The organism is Paenibacillus chartarius (genome assembly GCF_042432825.1).
GTDB lineage: Bacteria > Bacillota > Bacilli > Paenibacillales > NBRC-103111 > Gordoniibacillus > Gordoniibacillus chartarius.
The window spans coordinates 16,077-34,381 of the sequence record NZ_JBHLWN010000039.1; the positions used below are offsets into that span (position 1 = coordinate 16,077).

Below are 18,305 nucleotides of genomic sequence, written 5' to 3' on the forward strand. Positions count from 1 at the left end.
TACAAATTCTATAACAAGGGGGCATGACAAAATGACTTGGATTCGGAAATTTTTATGTTTGCAGATTCGAATCAGTATCGCACTAAACTGGATTATTGCGTTTGTATTCGCATTCCACTTTGCTATAACCGGAAGTATGTATGTACCGGGGCTACCGGTGACCTCACTATTCGTGATATTTTCCAGTATTACGGATGCTGTTATTGTCTTACCGCATTTTCTTGGATACCTGCAGAAGGTTAATAACGCTGAAGATGAAGTAAATGATACTTAGGCCACAGGAGCTTCGTTTCCCCGCCCCAATCTGGAAACAAAAAGCGCCCAATTCCTCATCTAACTTTTCCTAAAAATGTTTTTAGGATCAATCCGATTCCGATTCCAACAATCAATCCTGCAATTCCCAGCCATACAGGTCCTAGAACATCACGGGAATAGATAATTCCTCCCGTGGCAAAGAATGCTCCAAAAGCAAAAGGGAGTACTGAATAAGGAGTTGCTCCACCTCCTGCATCCTTATACGCATCCCACATGCCAAAGATATAGACACAAGGATAAAACATCAGCCACTGGTAGTTTGTCTGGTTTATCGTCCAATCAATTTGACCATGAAAACTTGAGATAATGATCTCGTTTAAATGGGATTGGATGTTGATAAGAAACTCCAGACTGATCAATATGATCCCCTTCAAAATCTTCCCGTTTAATAATTGTCCAAATCCGGGCAAAGCAATACTCCAAAGTAACATTTCGATACGCTTTGACTTTTCCATGTTAATTCAGCATCATGATTTAGCTAACATTTTACGATCTGGAGCAAGCGGGGGTTGTTGCAGCCATCCGTTATCGATTAATACTCTGGATACTTCGTAACCCAGTTTTCCTTTCCTCGCCATTGCCGCAGAATAAATGGGCGCCAAATCCATTCGGGTGCTGACCGACATTCCTGAGCCATAATTGGAAAGAGAAAGTGAAATTAATGTTGAAATAAATGTAAGCATCATTCGATCTGAAAATGGAGGAATTTTCGAATCAGTGATCTCGGAATCCCAGAGCCTGGGTGAAGGTAAAAAATCATTGTGAAGGACGTTCATAAATTCCTCGATGTTATTTTGAGTTGTTTTGACGTTTTCTAACATGACCTCCCGAACTTCTTTTAAATTTGCCACTTGACTAAACGCAATAGCCAATGCTTTATGCAAAATTGTTTTCTTCAAATTAGCGTAAATACTGGATATTTCGAGAACGTCAAGTGTTCGCGATGGCCCTCGAAACCAGCTCAACAAGTAACTTTGCTGATGGGCAAATTCTGGTATACCCGGTATTGATATTTGCGGAAAATTATCAAACACTTCAAATTCTTGCATCAAATTTAGACTCTTTTCATAAAGTTCGATTGCTTGGTTCATGGCTTCTTTGTTAAACTGACGAACCATTTCAGATACGGATATTCCTATAGATAAAGCATATCCAATCATTCCGTTAACAGACATTTCGTTAAGGAAATATAGCCAAAAATGGTCACTGAACAAGCGAGGAGCTTTTAGATTCACATCCGCGTCTGTGAACCCGATTGGAACCGGAAAATCTAAGTCGTGAAATATCTCTTCCAGCTTGTCAACATTATATTGAGCATATTGCAAAGTCAATTGACACAATTGCCTTATTTTGGGATCGTCAAGGAATTGAAGGCTATATTGGTTAAATACAACGTTGATACTGTTCCCCGTATATGCTTGCCAAAGATTTGAAATATTCGTTGGAACAGATTTATTTTGAGGTTCTTGTTGCTGCTGCTGAGCTACTTGCTCAGATCGTTTAATTTCTTGCTCAATCATTAGAAGTTAAACTCCTTTTCGGTTTGTTGAAACACTTTCTCCTGTTGGTTGAGTATAATTTTCCCGTTCTGAACTGGGATACTCTCGCCATTTTGTGGGGGAGTCGAGCACGACGCCCTCACCGGCATTATTAGGTGGAGGGAAGCATTTTTACAGCAGCCCGATGGCCGACTGGATTCCGTTTTCCGATACGTCGGTAGTAGGATGTACTGCAAACGTACAGAAAATTCATCATTTCCCTTGGAACCAAATCATCGACATCGAATATGATAACTGGCTACCTCCCTTGCCCAGGGGAAATTTATTCTTGGTCGGTATAAAAACCGACCCTTTTAATTATCTCGTCCGGGACAAACGTACAAAAAAGTTTTGCCGGAACTAGGTAAATGCCGTTTTCGCATTGGGTTTGAAACCATAAGCTGTCGTTGTAAGTCAATCGTCTAAATTCCAAGGAGGAATAATTCCGGATGCACACATTTACTAAACATGCAATGCCGCTCTATACCCAAGACCATATTACTTATTGCAAACAAATGTATGAGTGGCACATGAAAATGATCCAATATCACGATCAAGTAAGGGCGTATCATATGGAACGGGCTAAACATTTTCAAAAGCTTATGGAGGAAAGAAATAAAACGACCGAAAAATCCAAAGAAAACGACGCTGCATGAAAGTGAGCTGACATGGAGCGATATATGGATATGGAAGGATTCAGGAGAAAGCTCTGGGACAAATATTTAACGACCAGCACCGTTCAAAGAGTAAATATCAGTTTCGATGACTTTTGGTATGATTTTTTGGTGCGCCACTTTGCTTCCGAATCGGCCACAGAAAGGATTTTCGATGAAGTCTGCAAAGACTTGGAGGAAGGGAGGCTGCTAGCTTTATTTATTCTTCATAGCCCGATTTCCCCTCCGTATGTATGGATTACACCCTAACCAACTAAAGATGTGCGCAATTCGCCCCCAACAAAAACGAATTTTTTACATGCGCTCAAAAGTTGTGACAAAAACATTAAAGTCAAAACTCAGCCAAAGGCCCAAACAAAAAGCAGCCTTCAATCGTGAACTGTGACCTACAAGATGGACACTTTGAAAAAAGTGACCTCTTGTGGGTCATTTGTGTTTTAATCAAGGTATAAGGCGAGGAGCGATACGAAAATGGGGAAGTTGAAACGGGTGCTCTTTACAGAGGAGCAGATGAAGAAGCTGGAGCAGAATCCAAACGTACACCACGTGAGCGAGGCGGCCATCACATACACACCTGCATTTAGGCTGGAGGCGCTAAAAGCTTACAAACAGGGGCAGGCACCTTCGGAAATCTTTATTCGTGCCGGCTTCGACCTGGACGTTATTGGCCATAGGAAGCCCAAGGACAGCATGAAGCGGTGGCGTGAAACCTTCGAGCTGTACGGTGAGGAAGGATTGGCTACAGAGCGGCGTGGCAAGGGCAGCACGGGGCGCAGGCCAGCCGGTCAATTGTCAGCAGAAGAGGAATTGAAACGGGCAAAGGCCAAGATCAAGTTGCTGGAAGCGCAGGTAGACCTGCTAAAAAAGGTCGAAGCGCTCGAGCGGCAGAAAAAGAAACGCTAACGTCCTCCGAGCGCTATGAGACCATTAACCGCACCATTCGGGCGTATGGCCTGAAACGAATGACACGCTATCTATGCGAGCTTCTGGAAGTAAGTCCAAGTGGCTACTACAGGTGGATCGGGGCCGAAGAGCAGCGTCAGCTTCCTACAGCCGCCGACGAACGGGACATCCTTATCATCAAACAACACTTTGACGCACTTCGCGGCAAGGCAGGCGCGCTCGTCATAAAGATGCGTTTGGAACAGCTAAGTGGTGTAGTCATGAATCATAAGAAAATTCGCCGCCTTATGCGCAAGGCCGGCCTGGTGGCAGCCATCCGTCAGGCGAACCCCTACCGCAAGATGGCGAAGGCAACTCAAGAGCATATGACGTGTCCGAATCTGCTGGGACGTATATTTAACCAAGGCGAACCAGAGAAAGTGTTTCTCACTGACATCACTTTTTTGCGCTATGGAAGCGGACACTGGGCATACCTTTCCTGTGTAAAAGACGGGGCGACCAGGCAGATCCTTGCCGATTGCGTGGCAGCAACACTCGAGCTTCGGATTGTCGAGCGGACACTACAGCGTCTTTTAGAGCAATTGGATGGAAACATTCATCCGGAAGCAATCCTTCACTCCGACCAAGGGATGCATTACACGCACCCCAAGACCCGTCTTCTCATCGCTGAGGCAGGATTTAGCAGTCGATGTCGCGCAAAGGCAATTGCTGGGACAATGCCCCCATGGAATCCTTCTTCGGTCACCTGAAGACGATGTGGATTTTAGCGATTGCCAAACCATTGACGAAGTGAGAGTGCGAGTGAAGGAGTACATAAGCTACTACAACTCAGAACGATACCAGTGGACATTAAAAAAGACGACCCCCGATGAATTCAGAGGCCATCTACTTGTTAGCTAAGCTCGAGGCGGTTTATTTCAAACTGTCCACAAACCGGGTCACAGTTCATCGGGAGAGGCTGCCATATTTAATCATGAAAAACAAGATACTAACGCTTTGTGCTACTTTTATTTTCCAACATGTAGATGGCTGATGTAATTAATATTAAAAAAGAGCCAGGAAGCAAAAATAATCCAACTGACATCATACCCAGTATTGAAAATACTGTTAACGCTGCTCCGCAGAATAAGGTGCTCTTCCAATTAGCATTTATAATGAAATAAGCGGACAAAAGAAAAATAAGCAATGACAAGATGCCATAAGAAATAATTAGAACTGCGTTGGAATCATCATTATTGTAAGTAAGTGAAGATATGCCAATATAGAGCAAATACAAAGCACCAATAAATCCTAGGACAACGCCAGCGAGGCCTACTTTTCTACTCACGGCTGTTCACCTCTCGTAAAAATAAATAAAGGTAAGGCTCTAACCTTACCTTTATTATATAAAATTTCTTATGGATTATTAATCGGTGGATTCGTACCTGAAGTTATTACTCTAGAGTGTAGAATTAAAAAGTCCTCGCCTGATGCATTTGCAGACCACGAATAAGCCCAAGTGCCTAAATTATTCGCCAGAATAGATGCCGAATGATTGACATATGTTCTCTTGGTTTTGTCGTTCCAGTTATCATTATAATATGCAGAACTATAATCTACTGTTAGTGAACCGAATCCAGAAGTTGCAGAACCAGCAGTGCAAGAAGTTTTATACCATGTAGTAATACCATCGTAAGGAGTGCAATCTGCTGCTTTGGATACGACCGAAGGTGTACAATGAACCCATAGGGTGAGACACAAGGAGGCGATAAATAAGTTATACTGAAGCTATGGAGAAACGGAACCGATATACCGCAGAGTTTAAGACGAAGGTTGTTTTGGAAGTGCTGAGAGAAGAGCAGACAGTGAATGAGATCGCAGGGAAGTATGAACTCAGCCCGGTCATGTTGAGCCGGTGGAAGGCAGAGTTTTTGGAGCGAGCCTCCATGGTGTTCGGGCGGGAAACAAAGGAAGCGGAGAAGGTCAAAAGGAACTACGAAGACAAACAAGAACAACTGGAGAAACTGGTCGGCCAACTGACGCTAGAAGTCAATTGGCTCAAAAAAAAATCTGGTCTCTAAGACAGCGACAAGAGATCGGCAAGCCATGGTGGAACGGGATAACCGGGAGATCAGCATCAAGCGCCAGGCAGAGCTCTTGGGGATCCATCGTACGAGTGTGTACCGGCAGCGGGAGCCACGGCAGGAAACGCAGGAGAATGTTCAACTGATGCACGAGATTGACAAGTTGTACACGAAGCATCCGTATTTCGGCTATCGGCGGATGGCAAGCAAATTGCGAGAACAGGGATGGGCCGTGAATCGCAAACGCATCCAGCGGCTGATGCGCCTAATGGGAATTGAAGTGATCTACCCGGGGCCGAACATAAGCAAACGGTATCATGCCCAGTATATTCGGCCCTACCTGCTACGCGGCTTGGCCATTGATCGTTCGAACCAGGTCTGGGGAATTGATATTACGTATTTGCGGATGGGCAAAGGCTTTATGTATCTCTTCGTGATTATCGACTGGTACAGCCGCAAAATCATCGATTACGAGCTCTCCAGCACACTGGAGAAGGCCTTTGTCTTGAAATGCTTGGAACGGGCGCTGGGGCGCTGTCAGCCGGAGATCATGAACAGCGATCAAGGCAGCCATTTTACGAATCCGGATTACCTGGATTTGTTGGCGGAGCATCAAGTAAAAGTGTCTATGGATGGCAAGGGCCGTGCGCGGGACAACAGCCGTACGGAACGCTTCTTTCGTTCGCTCAAATATGAAGAAATCTATCTGAATGAGTACGAAAATCCTCGAGCGCTTCGTAGAGCGATTACAGCCTATCTACGCTTTTACCATACCCAGCGTCCACATCAGTCGTTGGGTTATGCCAAGCCGGATGAAGTGTATGCGCGGACCGCTTAATGGCGTCCGCTCCCCACTACAAATGAAGGAGGACATAACTTATTTTTTTCGGAATTGTGTCTTGACAATGGGGGGCATTACAGTGTACCTCCTAATGTACCGTCATCTTTCCAAGTCAAATTAAATTTGGAATCTGCTACATTAATGAACACTGGGTCTTCAGTAATAACTCTAACCTGAGCATTATATTGAGCCAATATCCCCAATGGAGTTAATACGTTTTGAGGCTTATCTGAGGGGACTGGAATAATTGTTGTGGTATAAGTAAGATTATTTGGATTAATGTCTATTGAATACGCGTTCGAGGGATCGCCAGTTCTATGAACGCCACTTCCATGTATTTCAATATGATCATTTGTTTTAACAATCCATACTCGATCAAGAATAACTTCACTATCAGAAGTAGGTGATAGATCGAATGTTCCGTTAGCCTGATCACTTACGAGGGCGGTAGATGATGCCGATGCAGAGAAAGGGGTCACAAATGCAGCGAATAACGTAGCTACCATAACTAGACGAAATAGTTTCATTTGAGCACTCTCCCTTTTATCCTTGATAGGTGATGAGCACTTTTCTTCCTGTTAAAAATTACTGAAAACGACACTCCCGTACAACTAACCCAAGTTCAAGATCACAATTCCCGAGGTTTTAACATTATCCTGTTACTGCTAACGCATAATGTCCGCCAATTGACGGCGTAAGTTGTCCTGCTGGTGACGGTCATTCTGTCCGACCTAGATCAGAGAAAAGGGAGAATCACGATAATTCTCCCTGGATAACGCGCTTGATCATGTGATCGTCGATAATCCGATGTTTGTTCTGAGATCCATAGATGAGAGCGTGCGTACATACCTTGTTGATGAGCCGGGCAGCGCCGCTGGAGAAGCGATAAATGTCGTCGATCGCTCCGTCGGTGAAAATGTCATGATCGGCCCCGGCAAACGCAAGGTGGCGACGCATGTACTCGCCAGTCTGGGCACGATCATAATGCGGCAACTTGCACTGCAGATCGATACGTTGCCGAATCGCCGCATACGCCTGAAGGTTCAGCCTATCCCATAGTTCGCTCTGCCCGACAAGAATGAGCGCCATGGGACTCTGCGCATCCATCTTGAAGTTAAGCAGAAACCGCACTTCCTCAAGCATCTCCCGGTCCAGCAGATGCGCCTCGTCCACGACGACGACCGGCTGAAGGCGGTGAATCCCGCGCATGAGTTCGATCTCGCGATGCAGCTGCCGCTTGGCGTCGCCGCGGTAGAACTTCGACTCACAGCCGAGCTGCTCGAGCAGCCCCTTGTAGAAGTGCCTCGGCGTGAGCTTGGAATCCGACAGATACAGCACTTTGAACTTCGCCGGATATTTGTCTACCCGTCCGTAGAGTACACGAGCGGCATCAAACGGGGGCATGGCAGGGAGAAGGAAAGAGCGTTCCTGTTCCAGTCGTTCGATCGCCGTCTGGCCGCTCAACTCGGTTTGCGGTTTTTGGTTGCGCCGTGTACATACCTGCTGCAGATATTGGTTCGCTTCCTCTAACGAGTCGAACTCGTCCCGAAAGGCGAATGCTTTTCGGCGTACGACCTCCACGCTGCGCTCCACATGACCTTTTTCATTGCCGCTGTGGATATTGCAAAAACGGTGCTGAAACCCATAATAAAGCGACAACTGCAGAAGACCTTGCGTCGGCTCCTTTCCCGTTCCAACGAACCGTTTGACCGCCACTTTCATGTTGTCATACACCATCGTTCGATGTACGCCGCCAATATGCTGAAAAAACAAGGCATGTGCTTCCTGAAAGCATTCTGTCGTTTGTTTGGTAAACAAATACGCAAAACGGTAGTTCCCATAAGCGGATGTGAAAACCGCCATTTGAAAAGTTTGTAGTCTACCATTGATTTTAAGTTTCACTTCACCCCAATCGAATTCACAGATTTCCCCAGGTTCATACAGTGCCTTGATGAATGCTTCCTTGGGTTTGCGTTCCAAACCACGGATTGTTCGGAGAACCGTACTGTAGCTAATATCTACGCCTTCGGCTTCCAGTGCTTCGAAGATGTCCATTGCCTTCTTTTGTTGTTTGCGTTGCCCTTGGTTTCGCTTGATTTCATTCTCATTCAAATGCGCTTGGATTTTTTTTGCTATTTCATCGGTCAGTTTCCGTTTCGGTCGGATTCCTACATTGTACTTGGGAGCGGTGGTCAGGGCATCAATTAATGCTTGAATATCTACTGAGTCGTTCCCCTCCGCCAACAACTGCCGTCTCCTTTCCTCATATTGGTGGATGTATTTTCCAACCGTTTCTCGATGAATCCCGGTCAATCTAGCAATTTCCCGGCGTGACCTTCCTTCATGGATGTGCATCATCAAAATCTTCTGCATAATATTCATCGTAATCATTCTCTCCCGGCACCCACTTGTCGATTTATTCTCCAAGTAGGTTTATCGGTTGTGGCCGGTTTTTCAATGATTACGGTGGCCTGTTTTTAAGTTATCATAGACAGTCATTATATTCAGCAACTCCCGGACAGGCAATCCCGCCAGCAATCGGACGTTATGTTTCAGCGGAAACAATTATCCTTCCATAGAAACCCTCCCTCAGTTAATATTTCTTTTCAATATTATAGACACTTTTAGATGCCAATTCGTTTCAAATAGAACAGAAAAATTAAATTTACCTGACGATATAGCTTCAAACTCTAAATAGGGATAGCTAGACGAGACGATTATGCATCTTGAAAAACATGGTGTACCTCTGCAAAGGAAAAAGAAAGCATCAAAATCGAAAAGTTTGTTTGGTTTGAAGAACCTGAAGAATGACTGGTCGAGCTTCTGGAGAACTAACGAGTTGTCATTCATTTGCCACTGAATACGCAGAGAACGATAGCGTAATAATACTTCGGCAGTCAAAGACTTTTCCAAATCCCTGTTCGCCGCTACGTCTTTTATGGGTCAGTCTAAGACATATCTTACGGAAGTTGCCGATTATTCTTTTCAAAAAACCGTGTAGGATTAACAAATTCAGCCTATTACTTTATTTCCCCAGGAAGTGTCAATAAGTTTGTGTAATTAAAGTAGGGACATCCCAATTACTGAGTGCGAGATGGTTATTGAAACTGCAGAGATAGGGTCCAAGGAGAATGTAGCCCAAGCGAAGGCGCGGGAGGCCGTTCTTTTAGTCTTGAACTTAGGCTCCCTCCGAGTAACGTTCCTCGTACATTTCAGCAAGTTTCATTTGCGTATAGGGATCACCGAAGCCTCGTATCGTCTTATTCATCCATTTCTCGTTGTACGCCTGAGCTTCGAGATAAATGATTTTCTCCGCTGCATCCACGCTGGTGATGCTGTTCATAGGGCGGAGACGTTTTCGGAACTCTTTATTCAGCCGCTCAATGGGATTGGAGGTATAAATGGCATCTTTAATGAGCGGCGGGTACTTGAAAAAGGTCAGAAGGGTAGGAAGTTGTTCCTCCCAAGATTTGATCTCTTTCGGGTATTTCTTTTCCCATTTTCCTTTTACGGTATGAAACGCCGTTATGGCCTGATCATGATCCGGAGCGTTATAAATGGTCTTCAGGTCATCCAGAAATTCCGTTTTATCTTGTACACGGATTTTGGGGAATGTACCGTGAACCTTGTGGACGATACAATGCTGGACATCCGCCTGGGGATAGACTTCACGGAAGGCATCCTCCAAACCCGGAAGTCCGTCAAACACGCCGAGCAGCACTTCTTTGGCCCCTCGGCGGTATAGGTCCTTGAGAACGTCTCTCCAGCCATTGGAGCTCTCTTGACCCCCCACATAGAAACCAAGAATTTGCCGGTTCCCGCGTTCATTAATGCCCATGACCAAATAGATCGCTTCACTATCGACGGTATTTCGTCTTAGTTTCACGAACATCCCGTCCAAGTAGATGACCGAATATCGGGTTTCGAGCGGCCGATTTCGCCAGGATTCAACGTCCTCCAGTACGGTGCTGGTAATGTTGCTAATGGTCGTCGGAGAGTATTGCGAACCAAACATGCCCTCGATGAATTTCGCCACCTCCCGCGTGCTCATGCCGCCCTTGTACATGTGAATGACGGCTTCCTCTAACCAACCGTCTAGTTCTGAAAGAGTAGATTGTTGTATAGTTGCCATGAGTAGGGTTCCTTTCTTGGTGACTTCAGCAATCCCGAGAATACCCTACTTTTTTGTTGTCAAGTAAGACTCCAAATCTTACTACACAAACTATTTTACGTCATCTTTCCCCATGACGATAGCCCCTTAAGAGCGATGTTTTTAGATTAAACGACGGGCAACAAGACGAAAAAGCAGACCAAGGCCCAGGTCGGGGCGGTCTACTTTTCGAGTTTGCCGTTTAAAACTTGATGAATTATGATTAAGTTTAAGGGAGAGGGTGGCTGCTACCACCCACTTACATGGCAACCGCTATTCAGGGCGGTCGGCTGAAAAGGTTTAGGCGAAATGGACCGTTACCTTCGCAGGGGGGCGGTCCATTTTCGTTTGGACATCGAACATGTAACAAGCAGCCATGTGAAACCGTAACATGGCTGTTTTCCTTTGATTTCAATTCTCAAATGGCGAACAAACAGCCGATATGGTACATAGGAAAACTTGACAATTTTCCATTTCTACATAAATGAAGTTTGCGTCCCGTGTTCGGGGCGCCTATTTTTTTAGGCGATATTAGAACCCACTGAAATTACTTGGGATAGGCTTTCATTCTGGCAATTGTGCATTTTCAAAAGACGTCTATACCTCAAAGTTTGTCCCATAAGGCGCAAAAGGTTCGACGCCACTGAGCTTCTTTCAAAAAAATTTGATAGTGGGGAGGTCCGATTTTCTACGAAAAATGAAATGAATTGTAGAGGGGCATTATTGTGCCTCTTATCGGATCTTTGAAAACTAAATACAATCTTATCCGGTACGTTCCCCGCTTGGCCTGAAAAGGATAGCCGCATTGCAGGCGCGCCACGACCATTTTGCCGCTTCTTATTTCTGCACGCGCAAAATAAGAACTGGTATAATGCGAGCGATTTTGCCCATGCAATCCATAAATGGTGGTGCCATTTAAGGCGATGACCCATGCGGAGGGATAATGATACTTCCGTCCAGCCACAGTTCAGCGCAATGGGGGCGGCTTGCAGCGATCCTGGAAGAGGTTTGAAGCCTATGAGGACGGCTAACCACTGTCCGCCGGGTAGGATTATTTTGAAGCAACCAAAACAGAGGCGGAAACAGGGATGCGCGACCAAGGTTTTGTTCGTTGCGCATCTCTGTTTTCGGTTTTTAAGAATGATTGGGAGGTAGCTATGAACCATAAGCTGATCCGTTACAGTATGCAAATCGCTATGTTGCGGCAGTTGCTGGCCTTATGTTTGATTACCGAGAGCGAGTTTCATTTGGTAAAGAACAAAACAATGCGGGATTACGGTATCATTTCGGACCTTACTTCTTGATTCGCACATTTGTCGGTCCGCCCACCTCTTATTATACTGATGGCGAGTAAATAAGAATGGAGGACAACACCATGGCTCTTGAAGTTGAAGTGATTAAAGCAAGTCGGAAAATAACGGATCGCAATGCCGGAAAGTTATCGGATGTTCTTCGCGTTGCTCCTTATGCCCGCGTAAGTACAGACACGGAGGAGCAATTGAACAGCTACAAATCGCAAGTCGCCTACTATACCGATCTCGTAAGCAAACGCAGCGACTGGGTGCTTGTCGATATTTATGCGGACGAAGCCATAACCGGGACACAGGTAACGAAGCGCGAGGATTTCCAGCGCATGATTAACGATTGTATGGACGGGAAAATCGATATGATCATCACGAAGTCTATCTCCAGGTTTGCAAGAAACACGCTGGATACGTTGAAATATGTCCGAATGTTGAAGGAAAAGAACATCGCTGTATTTTTTGAAGACGAGAACATCAATACGCTGACAATGGACGGCGAATTGTTACTTGTCATTCTAAGCTCCGTAGCGCAGCAGGAAGTGGAAAACATCTCTGCTAACGTCAAAAAAGGCTTGAAAATGAAAATGAAGCGCGGCGAACTGGTCGGCTTTCAAAGCTGTTTGGGATACGATTATGATGTGAATACAAAAAAGATTACCGTCAATCAAGAAGAAGCCGAAATCGTCCGCTATATTTTTGAACGATATACATCGGGGATCGGCGCCTACGTTATTGCAAAGGAACTTACTGAGGCGGGACATAAAACCAAATACGGAAGAGTCGAATGGCAGGACACAACCGTTCTTGGTATCATAAAGAATGAGAAGTACAAAGGCGATTTGTTGCAAGGAAAGACATTTACTGTCGATCCGATCTCCAAGAGAAGGCTTGATAACTTAGGCGAGGAAGATCAATTTTATATCAGGAATCATCATGAGCCGATTGTCAGCGAGGAAGTTTTTGAAAAAGCGCAGGACATATTGCATCGAAGGGGCGAGAATCGCCGCCGCGGCGCGAAAGGCAAGAGGGACAAGTACAGCAGGAAATTCGCTTTCAGCAGCAAGTTAGAATGTGCTTTTTGTGGAAGTAACCTCTCGCGGCGGAACTGGCATAGCGGAACCCCGCATGAAAAGGTGATATGGCAATGTGTGACCGCCACGAAGAAAGGGAAGAAGTATTGCCCTCAAAGTAAAGCTTTGGAGGAAAAATTGATCGAGGGCGCTTTTGTTGAATCGTATAAATTGGTTTGCCGCAACAATTCGGACGTGTTGGACGAGCTTATGAAAAGAATGGAGTCCGTGTTTAGCGACCAAAATAATCAAAAGCGACTGAACAAAATTATCAGCGATATTCAATCTACGGAGCAAAAACGTTGCAAATTGATTGATTTGTGTCTGGACGAGAAGATTGACAGGGCTACATACGAACAGAAGTATGCGGAGCTCGATGCTTCACTCTCTAAATTGCTCGAAGAAAAGGAACAGTTGGAGCAATCCGCGCAGGATGAAATTAACTTGGGGAGACGGCTTGAACATTTTCGCAAAGTGCTTCAAACGAATGAAGTTCTTACCGCATTCGACCGGAATGTATTCGAAAGTATTGTTGATAAAGTCATTATTGGGGAGAACTCCAATCAGGAAAGTCCCGAGCCGTATAAGCTAACCTTCGTATACAAAACAGGCTTTCATAACAGCATCCAAAGCAAGATGCATAAGCAAAAAAAGACCATGCGAAATGAAAGGGGGAATTTGCCTTCCTATTCCGAGCACAACACATGTGGAGTGTTCAGTGTTACTTAAATGGGCGGGGGATTGATGTCCCCCGCTTGATTTATGCCCCTAATGAAGCGGGGCGGGCGATATTGTAGATAATCTTGATGCTACCATCCGCATGTACTTCGATCTTATTAATGAGCTTTTGGATGATATGCTTTAGCACTTGCTCATTGTCAACGTCTAGCTTCGCTATTTTGTTTACTTGGCGTTGGAAGTCTTGTAAGTAGCGTTCTGTATCCTTTTTGGATTCAATCAATGTTTCAAGTTCTGTTTTTCGTGCGGTCAATCGACTTTGTTCAGCTTGAATGTTCTCGTTAGTAGACTTGAACTGCTCAATGCCTATTACTTTCTGTTGGAATAAGGCTAGTAAGGAACGGAACTCGCCCTCAAGCTTTGCAAGTTGCTTGTTTACTCCTAGCAACTCTTTTGAATATGAAGTCTGATGTAATTCAAGTTCCCCGCCCGCAATTTTGTATAGTTGCTCCATTCGTACATTGTTCGTAATCAATTCCCGCAAGTCGGCTTTTACGAAGTCCAATAACTTATTATTAGCGATGATATGTGAAGAACAATACGCTGACGTGTGTTTTACATATCCCCCACATACGTATGCACCGCCTTCTTTCCTCAGGCGGTCTTTCCGATACATCATTCCCTTACCGCAATCGGAACAACGAGCCACATGAGCAAATGTACTTTCTTGACCGTTGCTTTTATGCTTGCCTTTAGCCCTCATTTTCTCTAGTGCGGCAATGTGTTCCTCATGTGTGATGATGGCGGGGTGAGCATCATTAACGATTATTTGCTTATCAGGAGCTACAGTCTTGCGCTTTTTAGAGATGAAGTCCATTGTTTCCTCTCGATGCTGAACGAGCGCCCCAGTATAGACAACATTTTCTAGGATGACTCGGATACTGCTCTCAAGCCACATCGTCCCCCTGTTGCTCCCACCTGATACAGTTCTAGGCGTGGGGATATTCCTTGAATTAAGATAGCTAGCGATTTTATACCATCCCCAGCCTTTGTATAGGTATAGGTCGAACATTTCCCTGACTATGGGGCTGTATTGCTCATCTAAAGCAAGCTTCCCATCGTCCCCTCGTTTATATCCAAACGCAGTGAGCGAAGCTTGATACTTGCCTAGACGTGCTCCTGTTTGCCTACCAATTTTAATACGGGCTGATAGCTTACGACTTTCTTCCTCGGCAAGTATAGCCTTTAGCCTGAACATGAATTTGGTGTCGCTTGTAGCCGTGTCATAGTTGTCCTCAGGGAAGATTAGTCGAATATTATATCGTTGCTCTAGCTCGTCGGCTACAGTCATACTCTCAACTGAACTTCTACCGAAGCGGGATACAGACTTGGCAATAACAACATCAAATTTCTTTTTCTTGGCATCATGAATAAGTTGCTGAATCGCTTCCCGCTTTAAGAAAGTCGTACCGCTAACCCCATCATCAATGTATGTTCCTGCTAACTGCCAAGCGTTATCTTTAACAATGTTAGTTGTGAATGTAATTTGATTATCAAGGCTGTTACGCTGTTCGTCTCTTTTTGTACTAACTCTTGCATAAATTGCACACCGCATAGGTAGTTCCTCCTCGGAATGGTTTCACCGAACCTATACGAAGTGCTCAAGCCATAATTTAGCCCGCTAAACTACCCCATTCCCCTATCGTATAGCGATAGTAGCAGGAAGGGAGGGCGGCAAACATGAAGCAGGAACCCGAATACACTGGAATACAGACGGTGCAAGAGTCATTGGAACAACTGATAGTTGAATTGGTGCGAGCGGGACTAATAACAATTGATTGTGATGAAGCTTTAACAAGTATATAGACAATGGAACGCTTCCTGTCGCTCATGTGGACTTTGGGAAGCGTTCTTTTGTTTGACCTGACTCTAGACTGTTCAGATTCCATTTATAGCGTCTTATGTCCCCGGGTGACCTAATTCTTGATTATCGCCCTCCCGCTCCCCTAGCCGCCTTGTAGGGCGACAGTATTCGATAATTGGGGAGCGGGGCAAAGCTATTCAGTTTTCAAAGAACTTTAAGCAGGAGTATAAAAGGGGAAGTAGAGTCGGTCAAGAAAAAAAAGAGTCACTGGAATTCGATAAATTTTTTATGTATGCTTCACCTCCCCCTATACCTTGGAGAAAACCGCTTTACGGGGGCGGGGAAGAGAGCGAAGTGATTTCTACCGAGAATTTGTGCAAAAAGTCGGTGCGTCATAGAAGATGAAGCAATAGTAATTTTTCGCGATATTGTTTAATGCTTAACTGCTAGTGATTCCTCCCGTATAGGTTCAGTAGATCAATTTAGGGGGTTACAAAATGAGCGCTAAGAAAGGCATTTTCGACAGAATGATTGAATTAGCAAGCGATAAAGATAATTTGTATTACATCAGCAATAAGCAATATTTCCCGCTACCGCTTCGCATTTCAAGATGCCGGGGATTAAGCTCCCAAGAAAAACTTGTTCTAATGGAATTACTCTACTGTTTTGGCGATAATGATGAAGCGTTTCCTTCTATCGAATATCTAGCGTTTCAACTAGATGTGGATGACAAGACGGTTAGCAAAAATATTAAGAAACTAATTGAAAAGAAGTTCATTAGCGTTTACAAATCACCGAATCGAGTTAACCGTTATTACATTCACTTATTGGAGTCGAATCCTTACATCACTCTTAGCGAGTTGACATTGTGGTTTGAAAAGACGATTCAAACTAGAGGGATTCCAAAACAAGACCTTATACCCCAAATCCGCAAAGAGGTAAGGCGAGTAACCGAGAGCGCAGAATACACTAGCTTCTTGTCCCGCCTTATGATTGTATGTGCAGAGCTTCTGAAATGTTGGAATGAGTACTGTAAGCATCCTGATGCACTATATGCAAAGTCAGAGTATGATAAAAGCTGTCGTCAGGAAAGAGAGATACTAAATGAATATCTTGCTTACTTAAATGAAGTGATGAACGATAAATTTGGAACTAATGTTAGAACTGTTCAACCGTTAGTGACTGTCTAACGGTTTTTCTTTTTGATATCCGTTTTTAGTAGAACCGTTCAAATAGTGAATTGTAGTCCTAATTTGGTATCTGTAACGTACTAGAATTGGAGTTAGCAAACGCCAAATCGGTTTTTACTAGAATACATTTTGGGAGTTGCTATTGGAACAAAAGGGAGAGTAATTACATCTTATTAAAACTATTCAAAATACATATCTTAAAAAAATAAACCACCTGCTGTTTGGCAAGCCAAACAAGCGATGGTTTCAAGGGAGATAATTGGATTATAGAATTATAGGCTTGGTAACATGAAGTTACTTGTGACTTACTTTATCTAGGAACTCTGCGATAAGCTGTGAAGCATCCTCGCCATCATATTTATTAGTATTCGAGAACTTTCCAATCGCTAAACCATTTAAGTTTTGAAATTTCATAGCGTCTTTTGGTCTATAAAGAATATAAAAATTATCAGAGTAGCCAACTCTAATCCCCGCGAGTTTACCGCCCGATCTTGAATCAAAGATTTCAATATCATCAGCACGAACATTCAGGTTATAGTTCGTTCTGTAATAGGAAGCCATTGAACTTTTTAAGTCACTGTTAGGAGCGGGGGCACAGGATTTTAGCATTGCACCGAATAGAAAAAGTGCTCCAACAATAATGATAGCTATGATTCCGAAAAATTGTATAAAGAATAATGTGCTTTTTATCTTATCGTTCGTTTTTCCTCTCCCCGCACTTCTTTTTTTAACTTTGTTTTCAGTAGATTTAATGTTCAAAATAATCTGCCTCCATAAAGTAGTATCAAATGAAAAATAACACCTATGAGTACAAATTTCAATTATTATATTTCTAGTTTGTTTATCTGTAATAGCCGTACAGCCTCTCATAATCTGAATGAGAGGTGGTTATATGGAATTACCTGTTTTGGTAGGAGAGCGTATTAGAAATCTACGCAAAGCTAAAGGTTGGACACAGGAACAACTTGCAGAAGCCGCAACACTTCACTACAGCTATATCGGCGGTGTAGAGCGCGGCGATAGGAATATATCGCTTGAAACATTAGAGAAGATAATCAATGCTCTTAATGTCCCGCCGACCGAGCTTTTCCGTTTTGATGATAATTCGGATGAAATAAGGCGGGCGGCTTTAGATGAGATTTTAACCATGATTACAAGCCGTAAGACAGGCGAGATTGAGATGATAAGCAAGATTAATAAAGAGATATTCAATGCCCTAGATGCCAAGAGCAATGACAGTTAGGCAAACGCGCACCGCTATGTCCCAAAATTCTTAAATTAGCCTAGTGATCTTTCCTGTCAAAATGCTGATAATGAAGGTGTGGTGCGGGGATATGGAATAAACCTTGCCGCACCATACCGCATCATTTTGGCAAATTGCGATCGCGCACCAGTCATGAAAAAAGAAGCCTGATGCACTCTAGGGTGAATCGGGCTTTAATAATTTGGCTTGAGCACTTCATATGGTTCGTAGGTTGTTCTCACTGGATACTCAACACACGTAGAATCGGTAGCTTTATTAGTGAGGACTAGTACAGATCACTGAGATTGCAGTAATGGAGCGGGTTTGGGGAGTAGTACAGATAAGATAGAAAGATGAAACTAAGGCACAAAATTATTAGAGTTGACTGATTTGACGAAATTAATAGACTCCTATTAGGAACTGTTTTAGAACAGACCGAGTCTTTTAACTCCGAGCTCATTCAACTGCTCGA

Annotated in this window: 15 protein-coding genes and 1 pseudogene; 8 read left to right on the top strand and 8 right to left on the bottom strand. The window is 44.1% G+C overall.

What is annotated here, in order from left to right; all coding sequences use genetic code 11:
* Nucleotides 1-329: 329 nt before the first annotated feature.
* On the bottom strand, nucleotides 330-770 hold the full coding sequence (locus ACFFK0_RS10415; RefSeq protein WP_377470101.1) for a hypothetical protein: 441 nt from the start codon (nucleotides 768-770) through the stop codon (nucleotides 330-332).
* Nucleotides 771-782: 12 nt separating this feature from the next.
* A complete protein-coding gene (locus ACFFK0_RS10420) occupies nucleotides 783-1,835 on the bottom strand; it encodes a DUF3231 family protein (protein WP_377470102.1) in 1,053 nt (350 codons plus the stop codon).
* Between the two features lie 467 nt (nucleotides 1,836-2,302).
* Between ACFFK0_RS10420 and ACFFK0_RS10425 the strand changes: the two genes are divergently transcribed.
* The 4 genes from ACFFK0_RS10425 to ACFFK0_RS10440 all read left to right on the top strand — a co-directional run bounded on the left by ACFFK0_RS10425 (nucleotide 2,303) and on the right by ACFFK0_RS10440 (nucleotide 4,330).
* Nucleotides 2,303-2,509 carry a hypothetical protein gene (locus tag ACFFK0_RS10425; protein WP_377470103.1) on the top strand — a complete coding sequence of 69 codons (207 nt, stop codon included), beginning with the start codon at nucleotides 2,303-2,305 and terminating at the stop codon, nucleotides 2,507-2,509.
* Nucleotides 2,510-2,998: 489 nt separating this feature from the next.
* Complete coding sequence (locus ACFFK0_RS10430; RefSeq protein WP_377470105.1) at nucleotides 2,999-3,430, top strand: HTH domain-containing protein; 432 nt, start codon at nucleotides 2,999-3,001, stop codon at nucleotides 3,428-3,430.
* Between the two features lie 35 nt (nucleotides 3,431-3,465).
* Nucleotides 3,466-4,179 (top strand): IS3 family transposase, encoded by a 714-nt coding sequence (locus ACFFK0_RS10435; protein WP_377470128.1) that lies wholly within the window; start codon nucleotides 3,466-3,468, stop codon nucleotides 4,177-4,179.
* Nucleotides 4,180-4,186: 7 nt separating this feature from the next.
* Nucleotides 4,187-4,330 (top strand): IS3 family transposase, encoded by a 144-nt coding sequence (locus tag ACFFK0_RS10440; RefSeq protein WP_377470107.1) that lies wholly within the window; start codon nucleotides 4,187-4,189, stop codon nucleotides 4,328-4,330.
* Nucleotides 4,331-4,418: 88 nt separating this feature from the next.
* On the opposite strand, the gene ACFFK0_RS10445 is transcribed toward ACFFK0_RS10440, so the two are convergent.
* Nucleotides 4,419-4,757 carry a hypothetical protein gene (locus ACFFK0_RS10445; protein WP_377470108.1) on the bottom strand — a complete coding sequence of 113 codons (339 nt, stop codon included), beginning with the start codon at nucleotides 4,755-4,757 and terminating at the stop codon, nucleotides 4,419-4,421.
* Between the two features lie 442 nt (nucleotides 4,758-5,199).
* Between ACFFK0_RS10445 and ACFFK0_RS10450 the strand changes: the two genes are divergently transcribed.
* Nucleotides 5,200-6,331, top strand: a protein-coding gene (locus ACFFK0_RS10450; RefSeq protein ID WP_446686272.1) for an IS3 family transposase whose coding sequence is annotated in 2 segments (ribosomal slippage) — nucleotides 5,200-5,471 and nucleotides 5,470-6,331 — 1,134 coding nt in all. Because the reading frame shifts where the segments join, the coding sequence is not laid out codon by codon here.
* 77 nt (nucleotides 6,332-6,408) lie between these two features.
* Here the strand turns inward: ACFFK0_RS10450 and ACFFK0_RS10455 are convergent.
* The 3 genes and pseudogenes from ACFFK0_RS10455 to ACFFK0_RS10465 form a co-directional block, all read right to left on the bottom strand.
* Nucleotides 6,409-6,861 carry a hypothetical protein gene (locus ACFFK0_RS10455; RefSeq protein WP_377470110.1) on the bottom strand — a complete coding sequence of 151 codons (453 nt, stop codon included), beginning with the start codon at nucleotides 6,859-6,861 and terminating at the stop codon, nucleotides 6,409-6,411.
* Nucleotides 6,862-7,087: 226 nt separating this feature from the next.
* Nucleotides 7,088-8,725, bottom strand: a complete 1,638-nt coding sequence (istA, locus tag ACFFK0_RS10460) for an IS21 family transposase (protein WP_446686273.1) — start codon at nucleotides 8,723-8,725, stop codon at nucleotides 7,088-7,090.
* Nucleotides 8,726-9,512: 787 nt separating this feature from the next.
* A pseudogene (locus ACFFK0_RS10465) lies at nucleotides 9,513-10,430 on the bottom strand (IS256 family transposase); the annotation flags it as partial.
* 1,429 nt (nucleotides 10,431-11,859) lie between these two features.
* On the opposite strand from ACFFK0_RS10465, the gene ACFFK0_RS10470 reads away from it, so the two are divergent.
* A complete protein-coding gene (locus ACFFK0_RS10470) occupies nucleotides 11,860-13,587 on the top strand; it encodes a recombinase family protein (protein WP_377470114.1) in 1,728 nt (575 codons plus the stop codon).
* 31 nt (nucleotides 13,588-13,618) lie between these two features.
* Here ACFFK0_RS10470 and ACFFK0_RS10475 read toward each other — a convergent pair whose 3' ends face one another.
* Nucleotides 13,619-15,151: a recombinase family protein gene (locus ACFFK0_RS10475; protein ID WP_377470116.1), complete on the bottom strand. Its 1,533-nt coding sequence runs from the start codon at nucleotides 15,149-15,151 to the stop codon at nucleotides 13,619-13,621.
* Nucleotides 15,152-15,897: 746 nt separating this feature from the next.
* On the opposite strand from ACFFK0_RS10475, the gene ACFFK0_RS10480 reads away from it, so the two are divergent.
* Nucleotides 15,898-16,590, top strand: coding sequence for a helix-turn-helix domain-containing protein (locus tag ACFFK0_RS10480; protein WP_377470117.1), 693 nt, complete (start codon nucleotides 15,898-15,900; stop codon nucleotides 16,588-16,590).
* Nucleotides 16,591-16,884: 294 nt separating this feature from the next.
* Here the strand turns inward: ACFFK0_RS10480 and ACFFK0_RS10485 are convergent, their stop codons facing one another.
* A complete protein-coding gene (locus ACFFK0_RS10485) occupies nucleotides 16,885-17,349 on the bottom strand; it encodes a hypothetical protein (RefSeq protein ID WP_377470118.1) in 465 nt (154 codons plus the stop codon).
* A gap of 133 nt (nucleotides 17,350-17,482) precedes the next feature.
* On the opposite strand from ACFFK0_RS10485, the gene ACFFK0_RS10490 reads away from it, so the two are divergent.
* Entirely contained in the window at nucleotides 17,483-17,833 is a 351-nt protein-coding gene (locus ACFFK0_RS10490) for a helix-turn-helix domain-containing protein (protein ID WP_377470120.1), read from the top strand.
* Nucleotides 17,834-18,305: the final 472 nt, after the last annotated feature.

What these genes read in the sequence shown, in the direction of transcription:
- ACFFK0_RS10415 (WP_377470101.1), bottom strand. Translation starts at nt 770, where the DNA reads ATGGAAAAGTCAAAGCGTATCGAAATGTTACTTTGGAGTATTGCTTTG.
- ACFFK0_RS10420 (WP_377470102.1), bottom strand. Translation starts at nt 1,835, where the DNA reads ATGATTGAGCAAGAAATTAAACGATCTGAGCAAGTAGCTCAGCAGCAG.
- ACFFK0_RS10425 (WP_377470103.1), top strand. Translation starts at nt 2,303, where the DNA reads ATGCACACATTTACTAAACATGCAATGCCGCTCTATACCCAAGACCAT.
- ACFFK0_RS10430 (WP_377470105.1), top strand. Translation starts at nt 2,999, where the DNA reads ATGGGGAAGTTGAAACGGGTGCTCTTTACAGAGGAGCAGATGAAGAAG.
- ACFFK0_RS10455 (WP_377470110.1), bottom strand. Translation starts at nt 6,861, where the DNA reads ATGAAACTATTTCGTCTAGTTATGGTAGCTACGTTATTCGCTGCATTT.
- istA (WP_446686273.1), bottom strand. Translation starts at nt 8,725, where the DNA reads ATGATTACGATGAATATTATGCAGAAGATTTTGATGATGCACATCCAT.
- ACFFK0_RS10470 (WP_377470114.1), top strand. Translation starts at nt 11,860, where the DNA reads ATGGCTCTTGAAGTTGAAGTGATTAAAGCAAGTCGGAAAATAACGGAT.
- ACFFK0_RS10475 (WP_377470116.1), bottom strand. Translation starts at nt 15,151, where the DNA reads ATGCGGTGTGCAATTTATGCAAGAGTTAGTACAAAAAGAGACGAACAG.
- ACFFK0_RS10480 (WP_377470117.1), top strand. Translation starts at nt 15,898, where the DNA reads ATGAGCGCTAAGAAAGGCATTTTCGACAGAATGATTGAATTAGCAAGC.
- ACFFK0_RS10490 (WP_377470120.1), top strand. Translation starts at nt 17,483, where the DNA reads ATGGAATTACCTGTTTTGGTAGGAGAGCGTATTAGAAATCTACGCAAA.